We start from the raw sequence: 25,724 nt of genomic DNA on the forward strand, positions 1-25,724 counted from the left end.
CTCTGCGAATCAACATTGGTGCTAAGGTTGCAGCGCTTGGGACAGCGCAAGTTGGACGGTGCGTGAAACTTCCGTGTTTTCCCGGGTAAGGACAGTTCGGACCTTTAGGGCGTAGCGCGCGACATGATTCGCATTTCGACGATTTTCATCGCCATCTGCATGGTGCTGGTTGCAGCCTCCCTCGGCCTCGTCCTGCATGCGGTGGCGGGTTTCAGCGGCACCGAATCCGCGATCGTGGCGCTTACCGCGCTGACCTTTCTGATCCTCTACAACGCCGTGTCGATGCGGCTGCGCGATCGCTCCGACGTCGGTGGCCAGATCGCCGATCTCTCCCGCGGCACCGCCGACCTCGCGCGTCAGGTCGCCGAATTCGGCCGCCGGCTCGCCGCCGTCGAGGGCCGGCTGGTGTCGGCGAACTCCGCAAGCTCGGACCGCATCCAGGCCGTGGTCGGCGAGATCAGCGAGCTCGGCGTGCTGGTCAAGCAACTGGCTGTCTCGGTAGCGAGCCATGAGGACCTGCTGGCTTCGGGTGCGGCGGCCGCAGCCCATGCCCCGGCGGCCCGGCCGGATCCCGAACCCCAGCACGAACGGGCGGTCGCCGCTGAGCCGGCGCCCGTCGCCAGGCCCGCGCCTGCTGCCGCCGCAAAGCCGGCTGCGGTTGCCGCAGAATCCGCTTCGCCCTCGCGCAACCAGCCGCAACTGCTTGCCGCGGTGAAGAACGCCATCGAGGAGAGCCGGCTCGACATCTACCTGCAGCCGATGGTGACGCTGCCGCAGCGCAAGGTGCGCTTCTACGAGGCGGTGACACGGCTGCGCGACGACAGGGACCAGATCCTCGCCGCCGACGATTTCATCCCGACCGCCGAAGCCGGCGGGCTGATCGGCAAGATCGATCACATGGTGATGCTGCGCTGTATCCAGGTGTTGCGCCGCCTGATGGTGCGCAACAAGGATGTCGGCGTATTCTGCAACGTCTCGGCGGCGACGCTCGGCAATCCCACCAACTTCGCGCAATGTCTCGACTTCCTCGAGGCCAACCGGGCGCTGGCGCCGTCCTTCGTGCTCGAATTCAAGCAGGCAACGTTCCGTAATCTCCGCCCGACCGAAATCGAGAATCTCGCCGCCCTGTCGCAGCGCGGCTACCGCTTCTCGATCGATCATGTCACCGACTTGCGGATCGAGCCGCGCGATCTCGCCGATCGCGGCGTCCGCTTCATCAAGGTGCCGGCAGCATTGCTGCTCGATCCCAAGCAGAGCTCGACCTCGGACATCCACCCTTCCGACCTTTCCGACCTGCTCGGCCGCTTCGGCATCGACCTGATCGCCGAAAAGATTGAGGGCGAGCGCGCGGTGGTCGACCTGCTCGACTATGACGTGCGGTTTGGACAGGGTTTCCTGTTTGCGCCGCCGCGGCCGTTGCGGCCCGAGGGGGCATCTGCTACCGGCGGAGCGACAGCAAACAAGGACTCCGCCAATCACAATGGCCCCAGCAACACGGTACCCATGGCCGGCCCGGCCGCAGAGCCCCCGATGCGGGCGACCGGCAATGCCGCACTGGCGCGCCGCGCCGCGGGACCTGGCTAACAGGCTTTCGACATCATGACTTCATTGCGCTTCGTCGAGCGGCTGAGCGACCTCGTTAACGGCGTGGAGGTCATCCTCTCCGACATCTGGGGCGTGGTGCATAACGGGCTCGAATCCTTTCCTGAAGCCTGTGAGGCGCTGCACACCTATCGCCAGCGCGGCGGCACCGTCATCCTGATCACCAACGCGCCGCGGCCAGCCGATTCCGTGCAGCGGCAATTGCGCAAGCTCGGTGTCGCCGATGAAACCTACGATGCTATTGTCTCTTCCGGCGACCTGACCCGGAACTTCGTCGCCGACCATCCCGGCAAGAAAATATTCTGGATCGGTCCGGAGCGGGATTCCTCGATCCATCGCGGACTCGACGCCGTGATGGTGCCGCTGGAGCAAGCCGACTACATCATCTGCACCGGCCTGTTCGACGATGAAACCGAATCAGCGGAAGACTATCGCGCGATGCTGCTGCAGGCGCGCGAGCACAGACTGCCGCTGGTTTGCGCCAATCCCGACATCGTCGTCGAACGCGGCGACCGCCTGATCTATTGCGCCGGCGCCGTCGCCGAGCTCTATCGCGAGCTTGGCGGCGAGTCGATCTTCTACGGCAAGCCGCACCGGCCGATCTATGAACGCGCCATGGCGCTCGCCGCCGAACGCCGCGGCCAGCCGACCTCGCTCGACCGCGTGCTGGCGATCGGGGATTCGGTGCGGACCGACCTCACGGGTGCCTTGGGCTTCGGGATCGATTGTCTTTTCCTGACCCGCGGCATCCATTCGGAGGAATTCGAGGGCATCGACCAGCTCGATGCGGCCTCGGTGAAGGAGCTGTTCGGTCATCCGCCCCGCGCGCTGATGCGGGAGCTGCGGTGGTAGGTGCATCGCTGCACCGGACTCAAAATTGCGAAAACAACCCCATGCAAAGTAGAATAGGCCCCGGCTCACACTCACGCCGCTTGCGTCCGGGGCACGAGATGGTCCGTCGTCACGGCCCAACCTAATCTCATCCTGCTCTAGGACTGTGCGTCATGGCCGGGCTTAGCCGTCCGAAGGACGGCGTCGCTTCCGCTCGCCTACGCCCGGCCATCCACGTCTTGCCGGTCGGGCGGCTCCAAAAACGTGGATGCCCGGGACATCTAGCGCGAAGACGCGCTTCGCGCTTTTGCCCGGGCATGACGAAACTGATGCTGACGGTTTGAGGGTTCGGCGGTTTACGCCGTCGCCATATCCGGGAAGACCGCCTCGATCTTGGTCTTCAGCGTCGCCGCGTTGAACGGCTTGACGATGTAATTGTTCACGCCGGCCTTCTTGGCGGCGATCACGTTCTCGGTCTTGGATTCCGCCGTGATCATGATGAAGGGCGTGGTGGCGAGGTTGGGGTCGGCACGGACTTCCTTGAGCAGGTCGTAGCCGGTCATCGGCTCCATGTTCCAGTCGGAAATCACCAGCCCGTATTTCTTGCCGCGCATCTTGTTCAGCGCGGCCGAGCCGTCGCTGGCGTCGTCGATGTTGTCGAAGCCGAGCTGCTTCAGAAGATTTCGGATGATGCGGATCATGGTGCTGTAGTCATCGACCACCAGAACCGGCATGGACAAATCAACCGCCATCTTTCCCCCACTCAATGCTTACGCCACAAACTATCCGCAGGCCTGCGCGACCCGCAGTCCTCCCCCAACCTCTAGCATCAGCCCTTAAACAGCGCGTAAACGGCCGGAGCCGGATTGCATTCGTTTTGGCCCCGGCCTGCCCGCTTGACTTCAGCGGGTCCCCCGATCACGGTCCGGCCGCGTTCACCGAACCGAAATTCCCAAAGAATTCCTGAAATGACTGGTTTTACCGTTATCCGAGACACCACCCCTGCCGCCGACATCCCCCGCGGGTCGGTGGTCGCCATGGGCAATTTCGACGGCGTCCATCTGGGCCACCGGGCCGTGATTGACGCCGCCTTGCGGATGGGCCGCGCCCACGGCAAGCCGGCCTTTGCCCTCACCTTCGAGCCGCATCCGCGCACCTTTTTCAGCCCGAACAGCCCGCAGTTCCGCCTTTCCGACGAGCCCAGCAAGCTGCGCCTGCTGGCCGGCACCGGGCTCGACGGCGCGGTCGTGATGACCTTCGACAAGACCCGCGCTGGAACCTCGGCGCAAGATTTCATTCACCATGACCTGATTGAGCGCCTCGGCGTCAGCGGCATCGCGGTGGGTTACGACTTTCATTTCGGCAAGGGCCGGGCCGGCTCGCCGAGCCTTTTGGTCAGCGAGGCGCCGCGGCTCGGCATCGAGGTCGACGTCCAGGCCCATGTCGATATCGAGGAGCGGCCGGTGTCCTCCAGCGCGATCCGCATGGCGCTGGCGGAGGGCCAGATCGACGCGGCCACCGCCATGCTGGGCGGGCCGTGGTTCGTCAGCGGCGAGGTGATCCATGGCGAGAAGCGCGGCCGCGATCTCGGCTACCCCACCGCCAATATCCGCCTCGACAAGAATTGCAGCCTGAAGCACGGCATCTATGCGGTACGGATCGGCCTTGGCGCCGAGCGATTCGATGCTGTCGCCAGCTTCGGCCGCCGCCCGACCTTCGACAATGGCGCCCCGCTCCTGGAAGTGTTCCTGTTCGACTTCAAGGGCGACCTCTATGGCACCGTGCTCGACGTCGCCTTCATCGGTTTCATCCGCGACGAACTGAAATTCGACAACATCGAAGCGTTGATACGCCGGATGGATGATGACAGCGCCAGGGCGCGCGCGGCCCTTGCCGCAGCGCCGGACGCATTTCCCAGGCTTGGAACGATCGGTTGAACAAAACAGAAAAACAAAAAATGCTGGCCGGCGAGCTCTATCGCCCCGGCGATCCCGAACTTCAGGCCGATGCCGCCGCCAACAAGGCCTGGCTCGCGCGCTACAATGCGGCGCTCGCAGCGCCGGTGTCCGAGCGGCACGCGCTGCTCTCGGCCCATTTCGGCCATGTCGGCGCCAGTGCCGTGATCCGTCCGCCGTTCTTTTGCGACTATGGCTACAACATCCGGCTCGGCGACGAGGTGTTTCTCAATTTCAATTGCGTCATCCTCGACGTCGTCGAAGTCGTGATCGGCGACCGCACCCAGATCGGACCGGCGACGCAAATCTACGCCGCCGACCACCCGCGCGACGCCGATACCAGGCGGACCGGCCTCGAATTCGGCCGCCCGGTGCGGATCGGCACCGACGTCTGGATCGGCGGCGGCGCCATCATCCTTCCCGGTGTCACGATCGGCGACGGTGCTGTCATCGGCGCCGGCAGCGTGGTGACGCGGGGCGTTGCCGCGGGCGTCACCGTCGCCGGAAACCCGGCCCGGCCGCGCTCAACCTGAAACAGCCCACCGACTCCCTTGGGTTTTCGTCAGGTGCGCTATGGCGGGCCGGCGACGAGGCGGGAATCGAGGGGCGTGTCCACGACCTCCTCGATCCCAACTTTTGCTGAATCCCGGTGACCGGGATTGAGGAGAAAATTCCAACCAAGCGGAACGATGACCGACGGCACCTGCAACAACGCCGTTGCGGCGCGATCGAGCCACTCGTCACCGATCCGTCGTGTCACATCGGGTCGCCCGCGCCAATCGCCGGCAAGCCGATCGACATCGACCTTTTGAATATCCACGGCTTCGGAAACGCGTATTCGCAGCAATCGGTATGTCGATGGGACCAGGTCGCGGTCCATATGGACCAGCATCTCGAGCAGCGCGCTTGCCGGATGGTCCGCCAGGTAAACGATCCGCTTTCCGCGCGTATGCCATCGGCCGGCTGCCCGCAGCCCGCCCTCGCCGGACAGATCGACGTAATTTGATATTCGCCAAAGCTCCATCGAATTGGCTCAGGCGAAAATTCCTTGATCGATTTGTTCAAGCGCTTCGCGAACGACCGCCGCGCCCAGTTCGTCCTTCATCAATTCGAGCGGAATTTGGCCCGACATCGAGGCATTCGGACGGCTCAGCCAGGCCTTCGCCTTCTTCCCGTCGCCAAAAACACGGTCTGCCAGTGCTTCGATCTCCAGGACGCGGAACAATTCGTGCCGTTGGCTTGATGCCGAGACAGGACGCCGCTGAGCGCCTGTCCGTACCGGCTTGGCCTCGAACATCATTTCTTCACGGGCGATTGCGTTGGTACGCTTGCCGGATTTTGCCGCAGGCTTCTTGACCACGACGAATTTCGCGAAGCCGGGGACAAGGAACACGCCGTTCTTCTTCAGCTCTTTCTGAGCGGCGGCCGGCAGCTTCTGCAGTGCCGCTTTCCCAACCTGCTGTAACTCGCCGCGACGGCGGAGATCCTTCAAGTCCTCGTAAACTTGCGCGCGGGTTTTCGGGCTCATGAATTTCTCTCCACTAATCAATAGATTAGTATCTTTGCAAGAATCTGCAACCAGCTACTCCACGATCCAAAGTGGCCTCGCATCGAAATGTCCGGCGCGACGGCCCGATGACGGTCTCAATCGCGACCGATGCCGGCCCATGGATGGGTGTCCATCTGACCGCCAGCGATGGATAGGCAGGAAGCGCCGGGCTTTGAGATTCCCCGGTTGGCTGCTATGGAAAGCCCCATGTTTTCGCGGCGCATCATCAGCATTAGCGGCCCGGCTTCCGCCTGAGCTTTGGCTCGGCGCAAGACCGGGATTGTCCTGTTCACCCCGCAATATCCGCTTTTCAGCGCCGCTTTCGAGCCAACCAGAGCATTCATGTCCCAACAGCCGCAAAAGTCCGAAGTCGCCGACTATTCGAAAACCCTGTTCCTGCCGCAGACGGAATTCCCGATGCGCGCCGGCCTGCCGCAGCGCGAGCCGGAGATCCTCAAATACTGGAACGAGATCGACCTCTACGCCAAGCTGCGCGAGAGCGCCGAGGGCCGCGCCAAGTTCGTGCTGCATGACGGACCGCCCTACGCCAACGGCAACATCCATATCGGCCACGCCCTGAACAAGATCCTCAAGGACGTCGTCACCAAGAGCCAGCAGATGTTGGGCTTCGATTCCAACTACGTGCCCGGCTGGGATTGTCACGGCCTGCCGATCGAATGGAAGATCGAGGAAGAGAACTACCGCTCCAAGGGTAAGCCGAAACCGGATTTCCGCGACTCCACCGCGATGGTGGCGTTCCGAAAGGAATGCCGCGCCTATGCGACGCACTGGATCAACGTGCAGCGCGAGGAGTTCAAGCGGCTCGGCATCATCGGCGACTGGGATCATCCCTACGAGACGATGAGCTATCCCGCCGAAGCGCAGATCGCGCGCGAACTGATGAAGTTCGCCGCCAACGGCACGCTCTATCGCGGCTCCAAGCCGGTGATGTGGAGCGTGGTGGAAAAGACGGCGCTGGCCGAGGCCGAGGTCGAGTACGAGGACTACACCTCGGACATGGTGTGGGTGAAGTTTCCGGTCACCTCGCCCGCGCATGGCGTGCTGGCAGAAGCGTCCGTGGTGATCTGGACCACCACGCCGTGGACGCTGCCCGGCAACCGCGCGATCTCGTTCTCGCCGAAGATCGCCTACGGTCTCTACAAGGTCACCGATGCGCCTGCCGACAACTGGGCAAAGACCGGCGATCTCCTGATCCTTGCCGATGCGCTTGCCGAAGAAGTATTCAAGCAGGCGCGCGTCACGGCCTACGAGAAGGTGCGCGATATCCCGGCGGATACACTCGATGCCGTGGAGTGCGCACATCCGTTACTCGGCTTCGCTCCGTCCGGTTCACTGCTGGCCGGCTCCATGTCCGACCGTTCTATGGGCCTCACCGGCTATAGTTTCACGGTTCCTCTGCTTCCCGGCGACCATGTCACCGACGATACCGGTACCGGCTTCGTCCACACCGCACCCGGCCACGGCCGCGAGGACTTCGACGCCTGGATGGCGCATGCGCGTGACCTCGAGGCGCGCGGCATCAACACCGCCATCCCCTATACGGTCGATGAGAACGGCGCCTTCACCAACCAAGCGCCCGGCTTCACCGGCAAGCGCGTGATCAACGACAAGGGCGAAAAGGGCGACGCCAACGAGGCCGTCATCAAGGCGCTGGTCGAGGCCGGCAAGCTGCTCGCACGCGGCCGGCTCAAGCATCAGTATCCGCATTCCTGGCGCTCGAAGAAGCCGGTGATCTTCCGCAACACGCCGCAATGGTTCATCGCGATGGACAAGGACATTGCGGTGGACGGCAACGCCAAGCCCGGCGACACGCTGCGGGCCCGCGCGCTGCACGCCATCTCGGTGACGCAATGGGTGCCGCCTGCCGGCCAGAACCGCATCAACGGCATGATCGCGGGCCGCCCGGACTGGGTGATCTCGCGCCAGCGCGCCTGGGGCGTGCCGATCGCCGTGTTCGTGCGCGAGAAGGGCGACGGCTCGGCCGAAATCCTGCAGGACGAAATCGTCAACCAGCGCATCTGCGAAGCCTTCACGGAAGAAGGCGCCGACGCCTGGTACATGGAAGGCGCCCGCGAACGTTTCCTCGGGGACCGCGCGGCTGAAGACTGGAAGAAGGTCGACGACATCTGCGACGTCTGGTTCGATTCCGGCTCGACCCACGCCTTTGTGCTGGAAGACCGCCAGAATTTCCCAACGCTTGGCAACATCGTCCGCAAGATCGACGGCGGCGACGACACCGTGATGTATCTGGAAGGCTCCGACCAGCACCGTGGCTGGTTTCATTCCTCGCTACTGGAAAGCGCCGGCACCCGCGGTCGTGCGCCCTATGATGTCGTGCTCACCCACGGCTTCACGCTGGACGAGAACGGCCGCAAGATGTCGAAGTCGCTCGGCAACACCGTCGAGCCGCAGAAGGTGATGAAGGATTCGGGCGCCGACATCCTGCGCCTCTGGGTCTGCGCCACCGACTATGCCGACGACCAGCGTATCGGTCCCGAGATCCTCAAAAATACCATCGAGACCTACCGCAAGCTGCGCAACTCGATCCGCTGGATGCTCGGCACGCTGCATCATTTCAATCCCGCCGATGCGGTCGCTCATGGCGACATGCCCGAGCTGGAACGCCTGATGCTGCATGAGCTTGCCAAACGCGCTTCGATCGTGCGCCAGGCCTATGCCGAGTTCGACTACAAGACGGTTGTCGCGACGCTTGCGGCGTTCATGAACACCGAATTGTCGGCGTTCTATTTCGACATCCGCAAGGACACGCTCTATTGCGATCCGCCGTCCTCAGTGGCGCGCAAGGCGGCGCTGACCGCGATCGACATCATCTGCGATGCGATCCTGCGCTGGCTGGCGCCGGTGCTCAGCTTCACCTGCGAAGAGGCGTGGCGGATGTACGAGCCGGATGCCGCGCCGTCGGTGCACCTGACGCTTTTCCCGGAGGGCTTTGACCGGTTTCACGACGATGCGCTTGCTACGAAGTGGGAAACCATCCGTAACGTCCGCCGCGTCGTCACCGGCGCGCTCGAACTCGAACGCGCCGCCAAGAACATCGGCTCCTCGCTGGAGGCGTCGCCGCTGGTCTACGTGTCGGATCAGAACATCTTCAACACGCTGATCGACATCGACCTGGCCGAAGTCTGCATCACTTCGAACGCCATGGTGACCAATGACGACGCGCCGGCCAGCGCGTTCAGCCTCGCAGACGTGCCTGATGTCGCCGTCGTCGTTGAAAGGGCCGTGGGCACCAAATGCGCGCGCTCCTGGAAGATCCTGCCGACCGTCGGCGAAGACGCCGAATATCCCGACGTCTCCCCGCGCGACGCGCTCGCCTTGCGGGAATGGAAGGCGCTCGCCGAGGGCGTGAAGCCGGTTGAACCGGTCGAAGCGCGCGCCAAGCCCGTCGCGCTGGTCGAACAGCAGGCTGTGGAACCAGTGCAGCAAACAGAGGAAGTGCCGGAACAGGCTGATTCGGCAGAGGTGACTGCGGGCCAGACCAGCAAGAAGATCCGAGCCAGGAAGCCTGCGAAAGTCACGGCAACGGAGACAACCGACAAGGCCGCGGCAGCCGACAAGGCTGCCGTAGCCAGGCCTGAGACCGTAGAAGCCAAGAAGGCCCCGGCCAAGAAAGCCAAGAGCAAGAAAACTACGGCCAAGAAAACTACGGCCAAGCCGGCTAGCGCCAAGAAGGCCAACGTGGAGAAAACCGCGGCCAAGAAAGCGAAGGCCAAGAAGGCTGCCAAGTCCAGCAAAGCCCCTTCGGCAACGAAGGCGGCCAAGAAGACGACGAAGAAGGCGGTAAAGAAGGCCAGCAAGAAGACCGCCAAGAAGGCTGGAAAGAAGCCGCCGGCGGCCAAGGCAAAGAAGAAGAAAAAGAAGGCCAGATAAGTGTCTGGCCTCGAACACGCACGCACCCCTCACCTGCGCGCCGGGGTCACTGCCGCGGTTGTGACGCTGGTGCTCGACCAGGCCTCGAAGCTCTGGCTGCTCTACGTGTTCGACCTTGCCAACCGCGGCGCGGTCCGGGTCACGCCGTTCTTCGACCTGGTGCTGGCCTGGAACGTCGGGATCAGCTTTGGCTGGTTCCAGTCGGATAACCAGCTCGCCCAGCTCGCACTGATGGCGATCAAGGCGGTTGCAGTGATCGTGCTGGGGATCTGGATGGCGCGCTCCAGCACGCTGCTGGCGACTCTGGCGCTGGGCCTGATCATCGGCGGAGCTGTTGGCAACGGCATCGACCGCTTCCTGCACGGCGCGGTGGTCGATTTTGCCCTTTTCCACATCGAGATCGGGGGAAAAACCTTCAATTGGTACGTGTTTAACCTCGCGGATGTGGCCATTGTTGCCGGGGTAGCGGGCCTATTGTATGACTCGTTCCTGGGGGTACCCGCCGCAAAAGCGCCCTGATCCCGGCCGAAAGGACCCTTAGGGTATGACGCCGTACGGCCGTCAGGCCGGCCCCCTAGGTTGCAGAAATTGTGAATGGGAACAGCGCGATGCGCGAGACCGAAGCCCGCTTCTGGATGATGCAGATCCCCTCGCTGAGCCGGGCAATGCGGTTCGCCGCCATTGCCGTCGGCATCGGCCTCGTGATGGCCTCAGGCCCCGTGCGTGCGGCCGACGACGAGGACGAAGACGACAAGACCTTCGAGGAAAAGATCATCGAAGGCATCATGCGCGGCATCGGCGGCACCAACATGGAAAACCGTGGCATCGAGTACCGTGAGCGCTCGCCGCTGGTGGTTCCGCCCAAGCTCGATTTGCCGCCCCCATCCGCCACCGCGGCCGAGGCGAAGGTGCCGAACTGGCCCAAGGATCACGACGAGCAGCGCCGCAAGGCAGCGATCGCGGCACGCAAGAAAGAGAACAAGGACCCGCGTGAAGCGGCCCGCATCCTGACGCCGGCTGAACTCGCGGTCGGTAAGACCGCGGCGCCCTCGCGCAAGGACAACGATCCGGTGCAGCCCGGCACCTCGAACCCCAATCCGATCCTGAGCCCTTCGCAGCTCGGCTATAACGGCGGCTTCAGCGGCCTGTTCGGCGGCAACAAGTCCGAGACGGCTACGTTCAAGAGCGAACCGACGCGCGATTCGCTGACGCAGCCGCCGCCCGGCTACCAGACGCCATCGCCGAACTATGCCTACGGCACCGGGCCGAAGGAATCGCTCAACAAGGAATACAATCCGTCGAAGGGCAAGTATGGCGATTAGTTAAGCATGGCGAAGAGTTAAGCTCTTCTCTCGCCTTCGTGACGATTGCCGGCGCCGCCGCGGTGTACGATGCCGCGGCTTCGTTCCGAACCATCTTGTTCGGGTTTCGCTTCTAACATTTTGCGCGAATTCCAGTCGCAGGACCGGTAACGCATTTTGCGGAATACGCGCCAGATAGGTCATGATGTCATCGCACCGTTTTGCCGCCTGGCTCGTTGCAGCCTTCATCTCGACGTTTGCTTTTTCCGCCGGCAGCGCGACTGCCCAGACCACGGTCACGTCGGAACGTCCCGCCAGCTTCACCCTCGACAACGGCCTGCAAGTGGTGGTGATCCCCGATCACCGCACCCCCGTCGTCACCCAGATGATCTGGTACAAGGTCGGCTCAGCCGATGAAACGCCGGGCAAATCGGGACTGGCGCACTTCCTCGAACATTTGATGTTCAAGGGCACCGCCAAACATCCCGCCGGTGAATTCTCCCAGACCGTGCTGCGGATCGGCGGCAACGAGAACGCCTTCACCTCGCTCGACTACACCGGCTATTTCCAGCGCGTGCCGCGCGAACACCTGGCGAAGATGATGGAGTTCGAGGCCGACCGCATGACCGGTCTCATCCTCAAGGATGAGAACGTGTTGCCGGAGCGCGATGTCGTGCTCGAAGAGTTCAACATGCGCGTCGCCAATAATCCGGATGCGCGGCTGACCGAGCAGATCATGGCGGCGCTCTATCTCAACCACCCCTATGGCCGTCCGGTGATCGGCTGGCGCCAGGAGATCGAGAAACTCGACCGCGAGGATGCGCTGGCGTTCTACAAGCGCTTCTACGCGCCGAACAACGCGATCCTGGTGATCGCGGGCGACGTCGACGCCAAGGAAATCCGCGCGATGGTGGAGAAGGCCTATGGCGGCATTCCCGCCCAGCCGGCGATATCAGCGCATCGCGTCCGTCCGCAGGAGCCGGTGCCGGCGGCGCCGCGCACGGTGACGCTATCGGATCCGCGCGTCGAGCAGACCAGCCTGCGGCGCTATTACCTCGTCCCCTCCTCCGCGACCGCGGCGGCCGGCGAAGGCCCGGCGCTCGACGTGCTGGCGCAACTGATGGGCGGCGGCTCCAATTCCTATCTCTATCGGGCGCTGGTGATCGACCGCCAGCTCGCGATCAGCGCCGGCGCCGGCTATCAGGGCACGGCACTCGATCCCTCGCAGTTCTCGATCTCGGTTTCGCCGAAGCCCGGCGTGGAGTTTTCGCAAATTGAGCAGGCGATCGACGGCGTGATCGCGGAGGTCATCCAGAATCCCGCCCGCGCCGAAGACCTCGAGCGGGTCAAGACCCAGTTGATTGCGGAAGCAATCTACGCCCAGGACAATCAGGCCACGCTGGCCCGCTGGTACGGCGGCGCGCTGACCACGGGGCTGTCCATCGACGACATCAGGAGCTGGCCGGAGCGGATTCGCGCCGTCACTGCCGAACAGGTCCGCGACGCGGCCCAGAAATGGCTCGACAAGAAACGCTCGGTGACCGGCTATCTGATCAAGGATGCTGCGCCGAAACGCGAGGAGAAGCGCTCGTGATCCGGTTTTCGATTGGCGCGCAGCGCGTCGCTTCCACCCTGATCGCCGGCGCCGTGCTGCTGGTGCTCGCGGCGAGCCCGTCGCATGCCGCAGCCAAGATCCAGCGGCTGGTCTCGCCCGGCGGCATCGAGGCTTGGTTCGTGCAGGATGCCACCGTGCCCCTGATTGCAATGGAATATGCCTTCAGCGGCGGCGGCGCCCAGGATCCGGCCGGCAAGTCCGGCGTCGGCAACCTGGTCGCCGGCCTGCTCGATGAAGGCTCCGGCGATCTCGATTCCAAAACCTTCCATGAGCGCCTCGAGCGCCGCGCCATCGAACTGAGTTTCTCGTCGACCCGGGACTATTTCCGCGGCTCGCTGCGCATGCTCAAGGACAACAAGGACGAGGCTTTCGACCTTCTGCATCTGGCGCTGACCTCGCCGCGTTTCGACACCAGCGACGTCGAGCGCATTCGCGCCCAGGTCCTCTCCGGGCTGCGCCGCGACACCACCAACCCGACCTCGCTGGCGAGCCGCAAGTTCCTGGAAGTCGCCTTCGGCGATCATCCCTATGGCCGGCAGAGCAACGGCACGCTCGACAGCGTGCCGAAGATCGACGTCGCCGACATGAAGGATTACGTCCGCCGCGTGATCGCCAAGGATACGCTTCGGATCGCCGTGGTCGGCGATGTCGATGCCGACACGCTCGGCAAGCTCCTGGACAAGACGTTCGGCGGATTGCCGGCCAAGGCCAGCCTGACGCCGCTGGCCGAGGTCGAGGCCACCAAGCCGCCGCAGCGCGCGTTCGTGCCGCTCGACGTGCCGCAGACCGTGGTGACGTTCGGCGGCCCCGGCATTCGCCGCCACGATCCGAATTTCATGGCCGCCTATGTCGTGAACCACATCCTGGGCGGCGGCTCGTCGTCTCGGCTCTACAAGGAGGTGCGCGAAAAGCGCGGCCTCGCCTATTCGGTCTATGAATCCCTGCTCTGGATGGATCGCTCCGCCTTGTTCATCGGCAACACCGGCACCCGCGCCGACCGCGCCGGCGAGACGGTGGACGCGATCGAGGACGAGATCCGCCGCATCGCCGAGGAAGGCCCGACCCAGAAGGAACTGGACGAGGCCAAGTCCTATCTCAAGGGCTCGCAGATGCTGGCGCTCGATACCTCCTCGAAGCTCGCGCAGGCGCTGCTGCAATACCAGCTCGACAAGCTGCCGATCGACTATATCGAGAAGCGCAACGCCATCGTCGACGCCGTGACGCTCGATGACGCCAAGAAGGCCGCGCAGAAGCTCTGGGGCCAGGGCCTGCTCACCGTCGTCGTCGGCCGTACCCCGCAAGCCGCCGCCCAGCCGGCGGTGGCGCCGCCAAAGGCGAACTGAGGCCATCGACCAAGATGGTCAGCGGGTCGCGCTGCTGACCAAGGGGCATTTGCTCGCTGAAAGAGGCCACACGGTTTCTTCAGGAGGGATGCTGCGGAGGACCTCGAAGTAGTCCCAGGGATATTTCGAGTCGGAAGGCTTCTTCACCCGGACGAGATACATGGTGCGCGTGACGCGGCCGTCATCGCGGATGCGCGCGTTCTCGGAGAAAACATCCTCGATCGGAATCGTCCGCATCGCCGCCGCGACCTGTTCGGCATCGTCGGTGCCGGCACGGGCGACGGCCTTCAGATAGTGGCGCACCGCGCCATAGACGCCGGCGTGCAGCATCGAAGGCATCATGCCGGTCCTGGCCATGAACTGTTTCGACCATGCGCGTGTCGCGTCATTCATGTCCCAGTATGATGATGTCGTCAGGTAAGTGCCTTGCGCAGCCTTGAGCCCGAGCGCGTGCACGTCCTGAAGAAACAGGATCAGTGCAGCGAGGCTCTGCCCGCCCTGCACCAGACCAAACTCGCCCGCCTGCCGCATCGCGTTGACGGTGTCGTTGCCGGCGTTGGCGAGGCCGACCACCTTGGCGCCCGAGGACTGCGCGCTCAGCAGGAAGGACGAGAAGTCCGATGTATTGAGCGGATGACGCGCGGCGCCGAGCACCTTGCCGCCGCTCGCGGTGATCACCTGCGTTGCATCGTTCTGGAGCTGATGCCCGAACGCGTAGTCCGAAGCCAGAAAGAACCAGGACGTGCCGCCGGCCTTGACGACGGCAGAGGCGGTCCCGTGCGACACCGCATAGGTGTCGTAGGTCCAGTGGAAGCCGAAAGGAGAGCACTGCTCGTTGGTCAATGCGGTCGTACCGGCGCCGGAATAGAGAGCGATCCGCTTCTTCTCTCGCGCCAGCCCCTGGATCGCAAGCGCGACGCCCGAATTCGGTACGTCCGCGATCGTATCGACACCTTCAACGTCGAACCAGCGGCGGGCGATCGCCGAGCCGACATCCGCCTTGTGCTGGTGATCCGCCGAAATCACCTCTATTGGCTTGCCGAGGACCGTGCCACCGATCTCTCGCACGGCCATTTCGGCAGCGACCAGTGACCCTTTGCCGGTGATATCAGCGGTAACGCCCGCCATGTCGGTCAGGACGCCGATCTTGACGACATCGCCACTGATCTGGGCCTGAGCTGCAACCGGCAGCATCAGGACAAGAAACGCACTGCAGAGAATACTCAACCTCATTCCTTGTTTCCTCCAGTTTGTGCCTGCTGCTCGGCAGCGTCAGCAGTTGACCGCGTCGAGCCAGCCAAGGATCATCGCGGCGAGCTCATCGCTGTTGTCTTCAATCATCATCATGTGGCCGTTACCGTTGATGCCGCGGTCCGGAAGCCAGACGAATTCGGCACCGAGATAGGCGGCGGTTCTCGCGTCGACCGCGCGCGGATGGCGCGGATCGCATTCCCCGGTCACGATCAGGATGGGCTTGCCGCGCAGGTTGTTCGGATCGTCGATCCTGAGCCCGCGGCCTCCGATGTTGAAACGTTCGTTGAGGATGCGTGGGCTCTCCGGCACGATCGAAGCGCAATAGCGTTCGAATGCGAGCCTTGGAAAACGCGGCGAGTTAGCCCATGACGCGGCTGCAAACTCGGCGCTCAGCCACACCGGCCCGTCCTCCGTCGCATAGACCGGACGGCCTGCGCTTGCATCGTCGCGCAGCGCCAGGATGGCAGCCGGATCCTCCGGCAGATCCTTCAAGAGATTGGCCGGCGGGCCGGGCGCAATACCGACAACCGCGCTGACAAGCTCGGGTCGCCGCTCCGTCATCCACCAGGCCATGGGACCGCTCGCAGAATGCACGACGAGCGCGGCGGGACCGATCTCCTCCAGGAGCGCAAGGAGCGAGGTAGCGACGTCGGCGGTGCCAAGCCGTGGAAAATCCGGCCGCTGCGGCGAGCGGCCGTGACGGGGCCAATCCGGCACGAACACGTCCCGGCCCGCGGCTGCGAAACGAACCGCCCAGCCGGCCCTGAGATCAGGCGTTGCCAGATAACAGCTACCTGTGTGGCCCGCGCCGTGCACCGCCACTACAGGAATTTTGCCCGGCGCTCCATGAGGCGGGCGCACATGGTCGACATAGATCGGATGTGTCTGCGTACCCGAGTAGAAGCACCGGGGTTCGTGCCCATCCAACGCGTTCATGACCTTCCGCCGAGCCGGCGCCCCGTCCATCCGATCTGCCATGGCCGGCGTCGGCCCTCCCTGTGGGTTGCTCGCGATTTAAGATGACCCGAATCGGAAAGGCAATTAGAAAGTCACATATGAGACCAATAAAGTCACATATGAGACCATCCAGGAAAGCCGGGAACGGCGGGTCCGCGCGAACGGCGCAGGAACGTGAAGTGAACGGGATCGCCGCCGTGCGTGGCGGCACCGAGATCAAGATCGCCTACAAGATGGGCTATGTGCTGAACTTCTACCGGGAGCCGTCGTTTCGAAAGATCGAAATGGAGCTCGGCCTGACGCGGCCGGAGATCGTCACCCTGATCTTCCTGAATTTCCGCGAGGGCGTAACCGCAAGCGACATCTGCGAGTTCTCGGGCCACCTCAAGGCCAATATCAGCCGCGGGATCATTGCGCTGGAGAAGAAGAAGCTGTTGCGCCGCGATACCGATCGAGCCGACAATCGTCGGCAGCTATTGTTCATCACACCTGCCGGCCGCGCACTCTACGCACAATACATCCCGGCGCTCCGCGAGCGGGAGCAGGCGATGCTGGCTTGCCTGACGCGCACCGAGCGCAAGGAGTTCGAGCGCCTCCTGGACAAGCTTGCAGATCATGTGCCGCACTGGGCGGCCCTCGACGAACTGTGATGCCCGGCCTTTCAGGCCGAAAGAGCGCTCGGAAGTCATTTTGACTGGGCCGGCGGGCTTTGGCCCGCCAGTTGAAACCGCTATCTTGCATTCGCCGATTCTCCAGCCTCACCGGTGAACGCCATGCTGCGGGTTTCCCGCTCCCTCACGATCGACGAGAACGACATCGAGATCGGCTTTGTCCGCGCCTCCGGACCGGGCGGGCAGAACGTCAACAAGCTTTCGACCGCGGCCCAACTCCGCTTCGACACGCGCAAAATCGTGCTGCCGGAGGATGCCGCGCTGCGGCTGAACCGGATTGCCGGCCAGCGCATGACCAAGGAGGGCGTGATCGTGATCCACGCCCAGCGCTTCCGCACCCAGGAGCGCAATCGCGCCGATGCCATCGACCGCCTGCTTGAAATGCTGCGCGAAGCCTTGATCCGCCCGGTGCCGCGGCGCGCGACCAAGCCGACCTTCGGCTCCAAGCAGCGACGCCTGGAAGGCAAGAAGCGGCGCAGCGACATCAAGGCGCGGCGCGGCCCGTCGCGCTTCGACGATTGAACCTCCGGTAGCAACGCTCAGTCTCGGATCAGATATTCCCGGATCATCAGCCGCGCGCGGTGAATGCGCGCCTTGACGCTTTCGCGTGTCAGGCCGAGAACGTCCGCAATCTCGTCGATCGACAACTCCTCGATATCGCGCAGCAGGATCACCTCGCGATAGTGCTCGGGCAGTGACTGGATGGCGCGCGACAGATCGATCCTGATGTCTTCGGGCGCAAGAAGCGCGAGCCGTGCCTCCGCCTCGTCGGCCGGCGTCTGGAATGTCCCGGTCGCCCGGCGCAGCAGGCGAAGGCAGGCGCGGCGGGCGACCGCAAACAGCCACGCCGAAAACGAACTCACCGCGCGCAACGTGCCGACCCGCCGGTACAGCAGCAACAGCGTTTCCTGAACCGCGTCGTCGATATCGGCCGCGCGGCAATTGCGCGCGGCATAGCGGCGGACGTCCGGCTGCGCTGCGCCGATCAGCGACACCAGCGCTTCGGCGTCGCCGCGACGAGCAGCCTCGACCAACGATGGGTCGCAGCGCCCTGCTCCGGCCAGCACGGTCATGGCGACGGCAGCCTGCGGCCGACCATGGCGCACATCGGACAAAAGCCGAAAAATCTGGTCGCGATGGCGACCGCCCCGGCGCCGGCGACCAGATAGCCGCCCGTCGTGCCGGGCATGCCGAAAAGGCCATAGGCGATCATCGCAACGCCCCCGATCGCCCGCATCGCCCGCTCCCAACCCGGTAAATTCTTGCGATAGAACATAATAGCTCCCTTTGATTGTACGCGAGAACCTCAAGCCGTTCTCTCTCCCCTAGAGCCGCCGGGCCGCCTTTTCGGTTCGCAGGGCGCAAAAAAAACTCCGGCCGCCGATGGCGACCGGAGTTCTGATTGGAGAGCAACCCGACGGAGGAGACGGGTTTCCTCCAGCTAACTCTTACCGGCTGGTCACAGGAGGGGTGGCCGCCCCGCCCGAGGCCTTCGGCGCTGCGTGAGGCGCGCCGCTGCCGGCTCCGACGGTGCCCTTCGCGCCCGTCTTCGCGCCGGCCCTCTGGCTGGGGGTGCCCGCCGTATCCTCGTCGATGCTGCCTGACGCGCCGCCCTGCATCTGCGTCGTGCCCTTTGCACCGCCGCGGATCTGCGTGTCGGATGAGGCGCCTTGCGCCAGTACGGGGCCGGCAAGCAGGGCCGAGATTGCAACCGCGATCGCCGAGGTTTTCACTAGCTTCATCCATTTCTCCCAGGTTTGGTTGGCGGCAGACAGTTCGGTGACTTCAAGGCGCCGTCCCTTACCGAACATGCTCGTCGCCAGATCAGTCGCGTGGCGAACGACGCGGGCGCCATGCAAGCCGCGCGATGTGGTGATCGTGCAGGGATTTCGAGGTCATTTTGCGAATCCTTGGCCACTGCCTAACCGCATATGCGGCGCCTCCGCAGCACCCGAAAAGTTCCGTAAAAATGTTTTGATCCACGTGCGCGCCCGCGCCAGTCAACGCGGGCGGTCGGGCGGCCGTCCCGCCTGAAGCGCGACCGCTTTTGTTCTGCCCTGAAACAGCCCGCTACTACCACCGCCTATTCTCCGCGACCTACAGTCTGCGCACGCCAACGGTGATGCACATGACAAGGCTGCGCACGACACGGGCAATCGGGCTGGGGTTTTGCTCCACGCTCCTCGGCGTGACCGTGGCCGGTGCACAGATGCCATTGCCCGAAGCAAAGCCGCCGGATGGCGCGACGCTGTTCAAGCAGCAATGCGCAACCTGCCACACCACCACCCTGTCCGATGCGGTCCGCCAGGGGCCGTCGCTGTTCAAAATCGTTGGCAAGGCGGCCGGCAAGGCGGACGACTTTCGCTATTCCGCCGGCTTCGCCAAGGCCGACTTCGTCTGGGACGAAGCGAGGCTTGACGCCTATCTCGCCAATCCGCAGGCGACGATCCCCGGCTCCATCATGGCCTACCGCCAGCCCAGGGCGGAGACCCGTGCCGCCATCATCGCCTATCTGAAGGAGCTGAACTGAATGGCAAAGCCCGTTCATTCGATGATCCGCGTGTTCGACGAGGCGAAGTCGCTGGACTTCTATGCACGCGCCTTCGGGCTTGAAGTCGCCGACCACCTCAAGTTTGCGGATTTCGCATTGATCTATCTGCGTCATCCCTCCTCGCCCTTCGAAGTCGAACTGACCGTCAATTTCGATCGCAAGGAGCCCTATTCGCTGGGCGACGGCTACGGCCATCTTGCCGTCGTGGTCGACGATGTCGTGGCCGAACATCTGAGGTTCGAGCGCGAGAGACTGTCGCCCGGGCCGCTGCGCGACTTCAAGCATGACGGCAGGACGCTGGCGCGCTTCTTCTTCGTCGCCGATCCCGACGGCTACAAAATCGAGGTGATTCAGCGGGGTGGCCGCTTCGGTTAATCGCAATCAACAAGCATTTAATGGAGGACACAAATGAGAGAAGTCGATCGTCGAAGCAAATATGATCGTCGCGTCTTCCTGAAGGGCGCGGCCACGGCGGTACCGGCCGTAGCGATCGCGACCAGCGCGGGCCTGAGTGTCAGCGACGCCTGGGCCGACGACGCCACCACGCTGGCGCCGGCGACACTGAAGACACTGGTGAAGGTCGCACGCGACATCTATCCGCATGACTTCCTGGGCGACAGCTACTACATCGCCGCCATCAAACTGTGGGACGGCAAGGCCGCCAAGGATCCCGCCGTCAAGTCGCTGATATCAGATGGCGTCACCCAGCTCGACAAGGCGGCAAACGAGCGTCACAAGGTTCCCTACGCCCAGGTGCCCTGGGAGACCGAACGCGTCGTGCTGCTGCAGCAGATCGAGCAGACCCCCTTCTTCCAGAAGGTTCGCGGTGACCTCGTCGTCTCCCTCTACAATCAGAAAGAGGTCTGGCCGAAGTTCGGCTACGAGGGCTCCTCCGCCGAGCACGGCGGCTACATCAAGCGCGGCTTCGCCGACATCGACTGGCTCCCGAAGGCTTAAAACGCCCACGGCAAACGAACGCTCAGGGAGGAATTCAACATGGCAAGATTCGATCTGAATGACGGTGGCGTGGTCGTGATCGTTGGCTCCGGCGCGGGCGGTGGAACGCTCGGCAATGAGCTTGCGCAAAAAGGCGTAAAGGTCGTGATCCTCGAAGCCGGCTCACGCATCGAGATGCAGGACTTCGTCAACGATGAATGGGAGAGCTTTACCCAGCTCGCCTGGTCCGACATGCGCACCACATCGGGAAGCTGGCGGGTGGCCAAGGATTTTCCGAACCTTCCGGCATGGATCGTGAAGGCGGTCGGCGGCTCGACCACCCATTGGGCGGGCGCCTCGCTGCGCTTCGACGAGCATGAATTCAGGGTCAAGAGCACCTATGGCGACATCGCCGGCGCCAATCTCCTGGATTGGCCGATCACGCTCGCCGAGATGGAGCCGTGGTACGCCAAGGCCGAGGACAAGATGGGCGTCACCCGCACCAACGGCATTGCGGGGCTGCCCGGCAACAACAATTTCAAGGTGATGGAAGCCGGCGCGAAGAAGCTGGGTTACAAGTCCGTGCACACCGGCAACATGGCGATCAACAGCGAGCCACGCGATGGGCGCGGCGCCTGCCAGCAGATCGGCTTCTGTTTCCAGGGCTGCAAGTCGGGCGCGAAATGGTCGACGCTCTATACCGAAATCCCCAGGGGTGAGGCGACCGGAAATCTCGAGGTGCGCCCCAACAGCATGGTGATCAAGATCGAGCACGACGCATCCGGCAAGGTGACGGGCGTGGTCTATGCCGACGAGAGCGGCGCCATGCAGCGCCAGAAGGCGCGCGTGGTGGCGGTCGCGGGGAACTCGATCGAGAGCCCGCGGCTGTTGCTCAACAGCGCCTCGAACATGTTCCCGAACGGCCTCGCCAACTCGTCCGGGCAGGTCGGCCGCAATTATATGCGGCACATGACCGGCAGCGTGTACGCGGCGTTCGAGAAATCGGTGCACATGTACCGCGGCACCACCATGGCCGGCATTATCAAGGACGAATCGAAGAACGACCCCAAGCGCGGCTTCGTCGGCGGATATGAGATGGAGACGCTGTCGATCGGCGTTCCGTTCATGGCGGCGTTCCTGAACCCCGGCGCATGGGGACGCTCCTTCACGTCAGCGATGGAGTCCTATCCGCGCATGGCCGGCATGTGGCTGGTCGGCGAGGACATGCCGCAGGAGAGCAACCGCATCACGCTGGACGCGAAGGCCAAGGACAAGTTCGGCATGCCGGTGGCGAGCGTGCATTTCGACGACCATCCCAACGACGTCGCGATGCGCAATCATGCCTACAAGCAGGGCGCCGCCGTCTATGAGGCCGTCGGCGCCACCGTAACCTACCCGACGCCACCCTACCCGAGCACGCATAACCTCGGCACAAACCGGATGAGCGAGAAGCCGAAAGACGGCGTGGTGAACAAGTTCGGCCAGACCCACGACGTCAAGAACCTGTTCATCTCCGATGGCAGCCAGTTCACCAGCGGCGCCGCCTGCAATCCGACGCTGACGATCGTCTCGCTGGCGATCCGGCAGGCGGACCACATCGCCGGCGCGATGCAGCGCAAGGAAATCTAGGACGTCAAGCAAATGGAGCCCGGTTCTGATTTTTGTCAGAACCGGGCTCCAACCACTGCAGCGAGAGAGACGGCGCAAAAGCGCCAATGAAACGTTTCAGTGCAAACCAAGTGTCAGCACCGCTGACCTGCCTCTGCAAAAAAAGTACTCGATGGAAATGCATGGCCGACCGCAAGAAAACGGCCTACGCTTCGAGACGCTCGGTCGAAATGTGATGCTGACCTGGAGCCAATTCATTCTCCAAACTCCAGTCGCTATTGCTGTTGCGGCCGCGGTGGATTTTCGTTCGCGCAACTGGCGTTGAGACAATCAAACTGGAACCCAACTTCAATACGTTGCAACGGCTTACGTCATTCGGCGCGAAGCGCGCGATCAAACTTGGCAACGGGAGGAACGTCTATGGGTAGCAACTTGAAAAGCGCATGTGACGGGATCTTACAAAAGGTCGTGACTGGCAAGAACCGCGTTCCCGGCGTAGTGGCGATGATCACGAATCGCTCGGCCAACGTCTACGAAGGCGCCGCCGGCGAGCGTATCCTTGGTGCCGGTCAGGCGATGACGACAGATACCGTCTTCGCTATCTTCTCGACCACAAAAGCGATCACCGGGACAACGGTCCTGCAATGCGTCGAGGAAGGCAAGCTCGACCTGGACGCCCCGGCCAAAACCTACGTTCCCGACATCGGCAAGCTCGAGGTGCTCGACGGGTTCGGCACCGACGGCAGGCCCAAGCTGCGGGCGCCGAAGCGCGACATCACCACCCGCATGCTGATGCTGCACACCGCCGGCCTTGGCTACGACTTCTTCAACGCCAATTACCTGCGCCTGGCGCAGGAGCACGGCCAGCCAAGCGTGATTACCTGCTCGAAGGCCTCGCTGATGACGCCGCTGCTGTTCGATCCCGACGACAAATGGGAATATGGCAGCAACATCGATTGGTGCGGCCAGGTCGTCGAGAGCATCCGCGGCAAGCGCCTCGGCGAGGTGATGAAGGAGCGGATCTTTGCGCCGCTCGGCATGCAGGACATCGCCTTTTCAATGACGCCCTCGATGCGCGGGCGTCTCGCTGCCATTCACCAGCGCGAGGCCGACGGTTCGCTAACTCCCCTGCCCGACCTGCAACTGCCCCCGGAGCCGGAAGTCGACATGGGAGGCCATGGACTCTACGGCTCGATCGGCGAGTACATGAAGTTCATCCGCATGTGGCTCAACGACGGCGCGGGACCGCAGGGCCGCGTGCTCAAGAAAGAGACAGTTGAGTCCGCCGTCCGCAACGGCCTGCAGGCGCACCAGACCGTCACGGTGCTGCCCGGCATTATTCCGACCCTGTCGAACGATGCCGAGTTCTTCCCCGGCCTGAAGAAATCCTGGTGCCTCACCTTCATGGTGAACGACGAGGACGCGCCGACTGGCCGGCCAGCCGGGGCAATCGGCTGGGCCGGGCTCGCCAACCTGTTTTTCTGGATCGATCGAAAGAACGGGTTCGGCGGATATTGGGCGACGCAGATCCTGCCGTTTGGCGATCCGACCTCGTTCGTCGGCTACATGGATTTCGAGACGGCCGCCTATGCGACCGGCGAGGCGCGCGCCGCGGCCTAGTGTCGGGCGAGCGCGACTTAACTGCGCCACGGCGCACGACGTGCTCGAAACTCAAGAGAGCGGCGGCGTCGTGAGCGCGTGCTTTGCGATGGTGCCATCAACATGCCTGCTGTTCACGCAGGTCGGCGTCAACGCGTGGCAAGAAGCCGACTGAACCAGAGATGCGTGCTCACAACGGGAGGAAAGTCATGACGAATGTGCAAGGCCAATCCCCGACGGCTGGCGCGAAACCCGACTTCGATGCCGTCATCATCGGCGCCGGATTCTCCGGCATGTACATGCTGCATTCGCTACGCGACAAGCTTGACCTGAACGTCACGGTGTTCGAGGCCGGCGACGGCGTCGGCGGTACCTGGTATTGGAATCGCTATCCCGGCGCACGCTGCGATTCCGACAGCTACATCTACTGTTACACGTTCGACAAGAACCTGTTGCAGGAATGGAGCTGGTCCGAGCGCTATCCGGAGCAGGACGAAATCCTGCGCTACCTCGAGCACTGCGCCGAGCGCTTCGACCTGAAACCCGACATCCAGTTCGGCAAGCGCGTCGTCGAAATCGTCTTCGATGACGAGACCGAATTGTGGACCGTGCGCACCGACAAGGGCGATGCCGTCACGGCGCGCTTTGTCATTCCGGCCGTCGGTGCCCTGTCGACCGCCAACATGCCGCCGATCAAGGGGCTGAGCTCTTTTGCCGGCAAGTGTTACCATACCAGCCAATGGCCGCATGATGGCGTCGACTTCACCGCCAAGCGTGTCGGCGTCATCGGCACAGGGGCCACGGCGGTGCAGGCGATCCCGGAGATTGCGCAGCAGGCCAAGCATCTGACGGTGTTCCAGCGTACGCCAAACTTCTGCGTGCCTGCACGCAATGGCCGTGTCGATCCCGAAGTGACCAGGGCGCGCAAGGCCGATTACGACGGTATCCGCCAGCGCATCAAGGATTCCTTCTTCGGCTTCGAGCTGAACTTCATCCCGAAGGCGGTGCTCGAAACGACGCCCGAGGAACGCGAGCAGGAGTTCGACAAGATGTGGGACGCCGGAGGCTTCGCCTTCTGGCTCGCGAACTACCAGGACATGTTCTTCTCCAAGGAGGCGAACGATGTCATCGCCGAATACCTCAAGCGCAAGATCCGCTCGATCGTCAACGACCCGGCGACCGCGGAGAAGTTGACGCCCAGGACTTATCCCTATGGCACCAAGCGCCAACCGCTGGACACCAACTATTTTGAAACCTTCAACAAGAAGAACGTGGCACTGGTGGATGCGAGCACCGATGGTCCAATCGAGGAGATCACGCCGAATGGCATTCGCGCGGGCGGCAGGGAATACCCGCTCGACATAATCGTCGTCGCCACCGGGTTCGACGCGATGACCGGCCCCTTGAAGAACCTCGGTATCAAGGAGCGCGGCGGCAGGCCGCTGGCGCAGGAATGGGAGGACGGTCCGCAGACCTATCTCGGCCTGGCGATCGCCGGCTACCCCAACCTGTTCACAATCACCGGCCCGCAGAGCCCCTCGGTGCTGTCGAACATGCCGGTCTCGATAGAGCAGCATGTCGAGTGGATCACCGAATGCATCGCCCACATGCGGAGAAACAAGCTCACAACGATTGAGGCGAGCCCGCAGGCGCAGGACGCATGGGGCGCCCACGTCGCTGAGATCGTGAATTCGACCCTGATGCCCGGCGCCAATTCCTGGTACATGGGCGCCAACATAGAAGGCAAGCCGCGCCGGTTCATGCCTTATCTCGGGCCTGAGGGCGTTGGCGGATACCGCAGAAAGTGCGCCGAGGTCGCAGAGAAAGGCTACGAGGGCTTCGTGTTCACGAGCCAAGACCAAAGCGGGACCGCGCACACGATTGCGGCCGAATAAGCTCGATGAGCCTTGATCGGGGCTGCGTTCAATGTCGCGGCTCCCGGCATGGCGATACCGAGCGCGCTGTACAACCCTATTCCTGCAAACGGAAGCGGCTCGGTCCTGAAAGGACCGAGCCGCTTTTCCTCATCGATCGGATGGA

General features: G+C 63.4%; 25 protein-coding genes and 2 pseudogenes. 17 read left to right on the plus strand and 10 right to left on the minus strand.

What is annotated here, in order from left to right; all coding sequences use genetic code 11:
- Nucleotides 1-123: 123 nt before the first annotated feature.
- Together CQ12_RS13920 and CQ12_RS13925 are read left to right on the plus strand one after the other, a co-directional pair.
- Nucleotides 124-1,584, plus strand: coding sequence for an EAL domain-containing protein (locus CQ12_RS13920; protein ID WP_057835872.1), 1,461 nt, complete (start codon nt 124-126; stop codon nt 1,582-1,584).
- Nucleotides 1,585-1,599: 15 nt separating this feature from the next.
- Nucleotides 1,600-2,454, plus strand: coding sequence for a TIGR01459 family HAD-type hydrolase (locus CQ12_RS13925; RefSeq protein ID WP_057835873.1), 855 nt, complete (start codon nt 1,600-1,602; stop codon nt 2,452-2,454).
- A gap of 335 nt (nt 2,455-2,789) precedes the next feature.
- Here CQ12_RS13925 and CQ12_RS13930 read toward each other — a convergent pair whose 3' ends face one another.
- Nucleotides 2,790-3,185, minus strand: a complete 396-nt coding sequence (locus CQ12_RS13930) for a response regulator (protein WP_057835874.1) — start codon at nt 3,183-3,185, stop codon at nt 2,790-2,792.
- Between the two features lie 216 nt (nt 3,186-3,401).
- Here CQ12_RS13930 and CQ12_RS13935 point away from each other — a divergent pair, with 216 nt between their 5' ends.
- A complete protein-coding gene (locus tag CQ12_RS13935) occupies nt 3,402-4,370 on the plus strand; it encodes a bifunctional riboflavin kinase/FAD synthetase (RefSeq protein WP_057835875.1) in 969 nt (322 codons plus the stop codon).
- Nucleotides 4,367-4,921, plus strand: a complete 555-nt coding sequence (locus tag CQ12_RS13940; RefSeq protein WP_057835876.1) for a sugar O-acetyltransferase — start codon at nt 4,367-4,369, stop codon at nt 4,919-4,921. Before CQ12_RS13935 ends, CQ12_RS13940 begins: the two co-directional genes overlap by 4 nt.
- 38 nt (nt 4,922-4,959) lie before the next feature.
- Here CQ12_RS13940 and CQ12_RS13945 read toward each other — a convergent pair whose 3' ends face one another.
- The 4 genes and pseudogenes from CQ12_RS13945 to CQ12_RS13960 all read right to left on the minus strand — a co-directional run bounded on the left by CQ12_RS13945 (nt 4,960) and on the right by CQ12_RS13960 (nt 6,281).
- Nucleotides 4,960-5,412: an RES family NAD+ phosphorylase gene (locus CQ12_RS13945; RefSeq protein WP_057835877.1), complete on the minus strand. Its 453-nt coding sequence runs from the start codon at nt 5,410-5,412 to the stop codon at nt 4,960-4,962.
- 9 nt (nt 5,413-5,421) lie between these two features.
- Nucleotides 5,422-5,613: an MbcA/ParS/Xre antitoxin family protein gene (locus CQ12_RS43710; protein WP_245309913.1), complete on the minus strand. Its 192-nt coding sequence runs from the start codon at nt 5,611-5,613 to the stop codon at nt 5,422-5,424.
- A 15-nt stretch (nt 5,614-5,628) separates the two neighbouring features.
- A pseudogene (locus CQ12_RS46310) lies at nt 5,629-5,805 on the minus strand (HU family DNA-binding protein); the annotation flags it as partial.
- A 227-nt stretch (nt 5,806-6,032) separates the two neighbouring features.
- Nucleotides 6,033-6,281, minus strand: a complete 249-nt coding sequence (locus tag CQ12_RS13960) for a hypothetical protein (RefSeq protein WP_057835878.1) — start codon at nt 6,279-6,281, stop codon at nt 6,033-6,035.
- Here CQ12_RS13960 and ileS point away from each other — a divergent pair.
- The 5 genes and pseudogenes from ileS to CQ12_RS13985 all read left to right on the plus strand — a co-directional run.
- Nucleotides 6,280-9,327: pseudogene (gene ileS / locus CQ12_RS13965) on the plus strand (isoleucine--tRNA ligase); the annotation flags it as partial. The gene CQ12_RS13960 and the pseudogene ileS sit on opposite strands and share 2 nt — an antisense overlap.
- 522 nt (nt 9,328-9,849) lie before the next feature.
- A complete protein-coding gene (gene lspA, locus CQ12_RS13970; RefSeq protein ID WP_057835879.1) occupies nt 9,850-10,368 on the plus strand; it encodes a signal peptidase II in 519 nt (172 codons plus the stop codon).
- Nucleotides 10,369-10,457: 89 nt separating this feature from the next.
- On the plus strand, nt 10,458-11,171 hold the full coding sequence (locus CQ12_RS13975; protein ID WP_057835880.1) for a hypothetical protein: 714 nt from the start codon (nt 10,458-10,460) through the stop codon (nt 11,169-11,171).
- Nucleotides 11,172-11,352: 181 nt separating this feature from the next.
- A complete protein-coding gene (locus CQ12_RS13980) occupies nt 11,353-12,744 on the plus strand; it encodes a M16 family metallopeptidase (protein WP_430642204.1) in 1,392 nt (463 codons plus the stop codon).
- Nucleotides 12,741-14,108, plus strand: coding sequence for a M16 family metallopeptidase (locus CQ12_RS13985; protein ID WP_430642205.1), 1,368 nt, complete (start codon nt 12,741-12,743; stop codon nt 14,106-14,108). The genes CQ12_RS13980 and CQ12_RS13985 overlap by 4 nt, the downstream gene beginning before the upstream one ends.
- 18 nt (nt 14,109-14,126) lie before the next feature.
- Here CQ12_RS13985 and CQ12_RS13990 read toward each other — a convergent pair whose 3' ends face one another.
- Entirely contained in the window at nt 14,127-15,341 is a 1,215-nt protein-coding gene (locus CQ12_RS13990; RefSeq protein WP_057835881.1) for an ABC transporter substrate-binding protein, read from the minus strand.
- 39 nt (nt 15,342-15,380) lie between these two features.
- The gene (locus tag CQ12_RS13995) at nt 15,381-16,340 is read right to left on the minus strand and encodes an alpha/beta fold hydrolase (protein WP_083519272.1); all 960 of its coding nucleotides are present in this window, start codon (nt 16,338-16,340) and stop codon (nt 15,381-15,383) included.
- 158 nt (nt 16,341-16,498) lie between these two features.
- Between CQ12_RS13995 and CQ12_RS14000 the strand changes: the two genes are divergently transcribed.
- On the plus strand, nt 16,499-16,969 hold the full coding sequence (locus CQ12_RS14000; RefSeq protein ID WP_245309907.1) for a MarR family winged helix-turn-helix transcriptional regulator: 471 nt from the start codon (nt 16,499-16,501) through the stop codon (nt 16,967-16,969).
- Nucleotides 16,970-17,092: 123 nt separating this feature from the next.
- The gene (arfB, locus tag CQ12_RS14005; protein WP_057835882.1) at nt 17,093-17,512 is read left to right on the plus strand and encodes an alternative ribosome rescue aminoacyl-tRNA hydrolase ArfB; all 420 of its coding nucleotides are present in this window, start codon (nt 17,093-17,095) and stop codon (nt 17,510-17,512) included.
- A gap of 17 nt (nt 17,513-17,529) precedes the next feature.
- On the opposite strand, the gene CQ12_RS14010 is transcribed toward arfB, so the two are convergent.
- The 3 genes from CQ12_RS14010 to CQ12_RS14015 form a co-directional block, all read right to left on the minus strand.
- Nucleotides 17,530-18,063: an RNA polymerase sigma factor gene (locus CQ12_RS14010; protein ID WP_057835883.1), complete on the minus strand. Its 534-nt coding sequence runs from the start codon at nt 18,061-18,063 to the stop codon at nt 17,530-17,532.
- On the minus strand, nt 18,060-18,266 hold the full coding sequence (locus tag CQ12_RS41455) for a YgaP family membrane protein (RefSeq protein WP_063799735.1): 207 nt from the start codon (nt 18,264-18,266) through the stop codon (nt 18,060-18,062). Before CQ12_RS41455 ends, CQ12_RS14010 begins: the two co-directional genes overlap by 4 nt.
- Before the next feature lie 172 nt (nt 18,267-18,438).
- On the minus strand, nt 18,439-18,732 hold the full coding sequence (locus CQ12_RS14015) for a hypothetical protein (RefSeq protein WP_057835907.1): 294 nt from the start codon (nt 18,730-18,732) through the stop codon (nt 18,439-18,441).
- Between the two features lie 467 nt (nt 18,733-19,199).
- On the opposite strand from CQ12_RS14015, the gene CQ12_RS14020 reads away from it, so the two are divergent.
- The 6 genes from CQ12_RS14020 to CQ12_RS14045 all read left to right on the plus strand — a co-directional run bounded on the left by CQ12_RS14020 (nt 19,200) and on the right by CQ12_RS14045 (nt 25,579).
- Nucleotides 19,200-19,520 (plus strand): c-type cytochrome, encoded by a 321-nt coding sequence (locus CQ12_RS14020; RefSeq protein WP_057835908.1) that lies wholly within the window; start codon nt 19,200-19,202, stop codon nt 19,518-19,520.
- Complete coding sequence (locus CQ12_RS14025; RefSeq protein ID WP_057835884.1) at nt 19,521-19,916, plus strand: VOC family protein; 396 nt, start codon at nt 19,521-19,523, stop codon at nt 19,914-19,916.
- Nucleotides 19,917-19,949: 33 nt separating this feature from the next.
- Nucleotides 19,950-20,498, plus strand: coding sequence for a twin-arginine translocation pathway signal (locus CQ12_RS14030; protein WP_057835885.1), 549 nt, complete (start codon nt 19,950-19,952; stop codon nt 20,496-20,498).
- A 39-nt stretch (nt 20,499-20,537) separates the two neighbouring features.
- Nucleotides 20,538-22,106 (plus strand): GMC family oxidoreductase, encoded by a 1,569-nt coding sequence (locus tag CQ12_RS14035; RefSeq protein ID WP_057835886.1) that lies wholly within the window; start codon nt 20,538-20,540, stop codon nt 22,104-22,106.
- 399 nt (nt 22,107-22,505) lie between these two features.
- A complete protein-coding gene (gene acmB / locus CQ12_RS14040) occupies nt 22,506-23,705 on the plus strand; it encodes a methyl acetate hydrolase AcmB (RefSeq protein WP_057835887.1) in 1,200 nt (399 codons plus the stop codon).
- 188 nt (nt 23,706-23,893) lie between these two features.
- Nucleotides 23,894-25,579: a flavin-containing monooxygenase gene (locus CQ12_RS14045; RefSeq protein WP_057835888.1), complete on the plus strand. Its 1,686-nt coding sequence runs from the start codon at nt 23,894-23,896 to the stop codon at nt 25,577-25,579.
- Nucleotides 25,580-25,724: the final 145 nt, after the last annotated feature.

It is taken from the genome of Bradyrhizobium jicamae (assembly GCF_001440395.1).
Taxonomy (GTDB): domain Bacteria; phylum Pseudomonadota; class Alphaproteobacteria; order Rhizobiales; family Xanthobacteraceae; genus Bradyrhizobium; species Bradyrhizobium jicamae.

Excerpts from the sequence above, each read along its gene's own strand:
- acmB (WP_057835887.1), top strand. The coding sequence starts at position 22,506 with ATGGGTAGCAACTTGAAAAGCGCATGTGACGGGATCTTACAAAAGGTC.
- CQ12_RS14020 (WP_057835908.1), top strand. The coding sequence starts at position 19,200 with ATGCCATTGCCCGAAGCAAAGCCGCCGGATGGCGCGACGCTGTTCAAG.
- CQ12_RS14015 (WP_057835907.1), bottom strand. The coding sequence starts at position 18,732 with ATGAAGCTAGTGAAAACCTCGGCGATCGCGGTTGCAATCTCGGCCCTG.
- CQ12_RS14045 (WP_057835888.1), top strand. The coding sequence starts at position 23,894 with ATGACGAATGTGCAAGGCCAATCCCCGACGGCTGGCGCGAAACCCGAC.
- arfB (WP_057835882.1), top strand. The coding sequence starts at position 17,093 with ATGCTGCGGGTTTCCCGCTCCCTCACGATCGACGAGAACGACATCGAG.
- CQ12_RS14025 (WP_057835884.1), top strand. The coding sequence starts at position 19,521 with ATGGCAAAGCCCGTTCATTCGATGATCCGCGTGTTCGACGAGGCGAAG.
- CQ12_RS41455 (WP_063799735.1), bottom strand. The coding sequence starts at position 18,266 with ATGTTCTATCGCAAGAATTTACCGGGTTGGGAGCGGGCGATGCGGGCG.
- CQ12_RS13945 (WP_057835877.1), bottom strand. The coding sequence starts at position 5,412 with ATGGAGCTTTGGCGAATATCAAATTACGTCGATCTGTCCGGCGAGGGC.
- CQ12_RS13975 (WP_057835880.1), top strand. The coding sequence starts at position 10,458 with ATGCGCGAGACCGAAGCCCGCTTCTGGATGATGCAGATCCCCTCGCTG.
- CQ12_RS13980 (WP_430642204.1), top strand. The coding sequence starts at position 11,353 with ATGATGTCATCGCACCGTTTTGCCGCCTGGCTCGTTGCAGCCTTCATC.
- CQ12_RS13935 (WP_057835875.1), top strand. The coding sequence starts at position 3,402 with ATGACTGGTTTTACCGTTATCCGAGACACCACCCCTGCCGCCGACATC.
- CQ12_RS13925 (WP_057835873.1), top strand. The coding sequence starts at position 1,600 with ATGACTTCATTGCGCTTCGTCGAGCGGCTGAGCGACCTCGTTAACGGC.
- CQ12_RS14035 (WP_057835886.1), top strand. The coding sequence starts at position 20,538 with ATGGCAAGATTCGATCTGAATGACGGTGGCGTGGTCGTGATCGTTGGC.
- CQ12_RS14030 (WP_057835885.1), top strand. The coding sequence starts at position 19,950 with ATGAGAGAAGTCGATCGTCGAAGCAAATATGATCGTCGCGTCTTCCTG.
- CQ12_RS13995 (WP_083519272.1), bottom strand. The coding sequence starts at position 16,340 with ATGGCAGATCGGATGGACGGGGCGCCGGCTCGGCGGAAGGTCATGAAC.
- CQ12_RS13990 (WP_057835881.1), bottom strand. The coding sequence starts at position 15,341 with ATGAGGTTGAGTATTCTCTGCAGTGCGTTTCTTGTCCTGATGCTGCCG.
- CQ12_RS13920 (WP_057835872.1), top strand. The coding sequence starts at position 124 with ATGATTCGCATTTCGACGATTTTCATCGCCATCTGCATGGTGCTGGTT.
- CQ12_RS13960 (WP_057835878.1), bottom strand. The coding sequence starts at position 6,281 with ATGAATGCTCTGGTTGGCTCGAAAGCGGCGCTGAAAAGCGGATATTGC.
- CQ12_RS14010 (WP_057835883.1), bottom strand. The coding sequence starts at position 18,063 with ATGACCGTGCTGGCCGGAGCAGGGCGCTGCGACCCATCGTTGGTCGAG.
- CQ12_RS13930 (WP_057835874.1), bottom strand. The coding sequence starts at position 3,185 with ATGGCGGTTGATTTGTCCATGCCGGTTCTGGTGGTCGATGACTACAGC.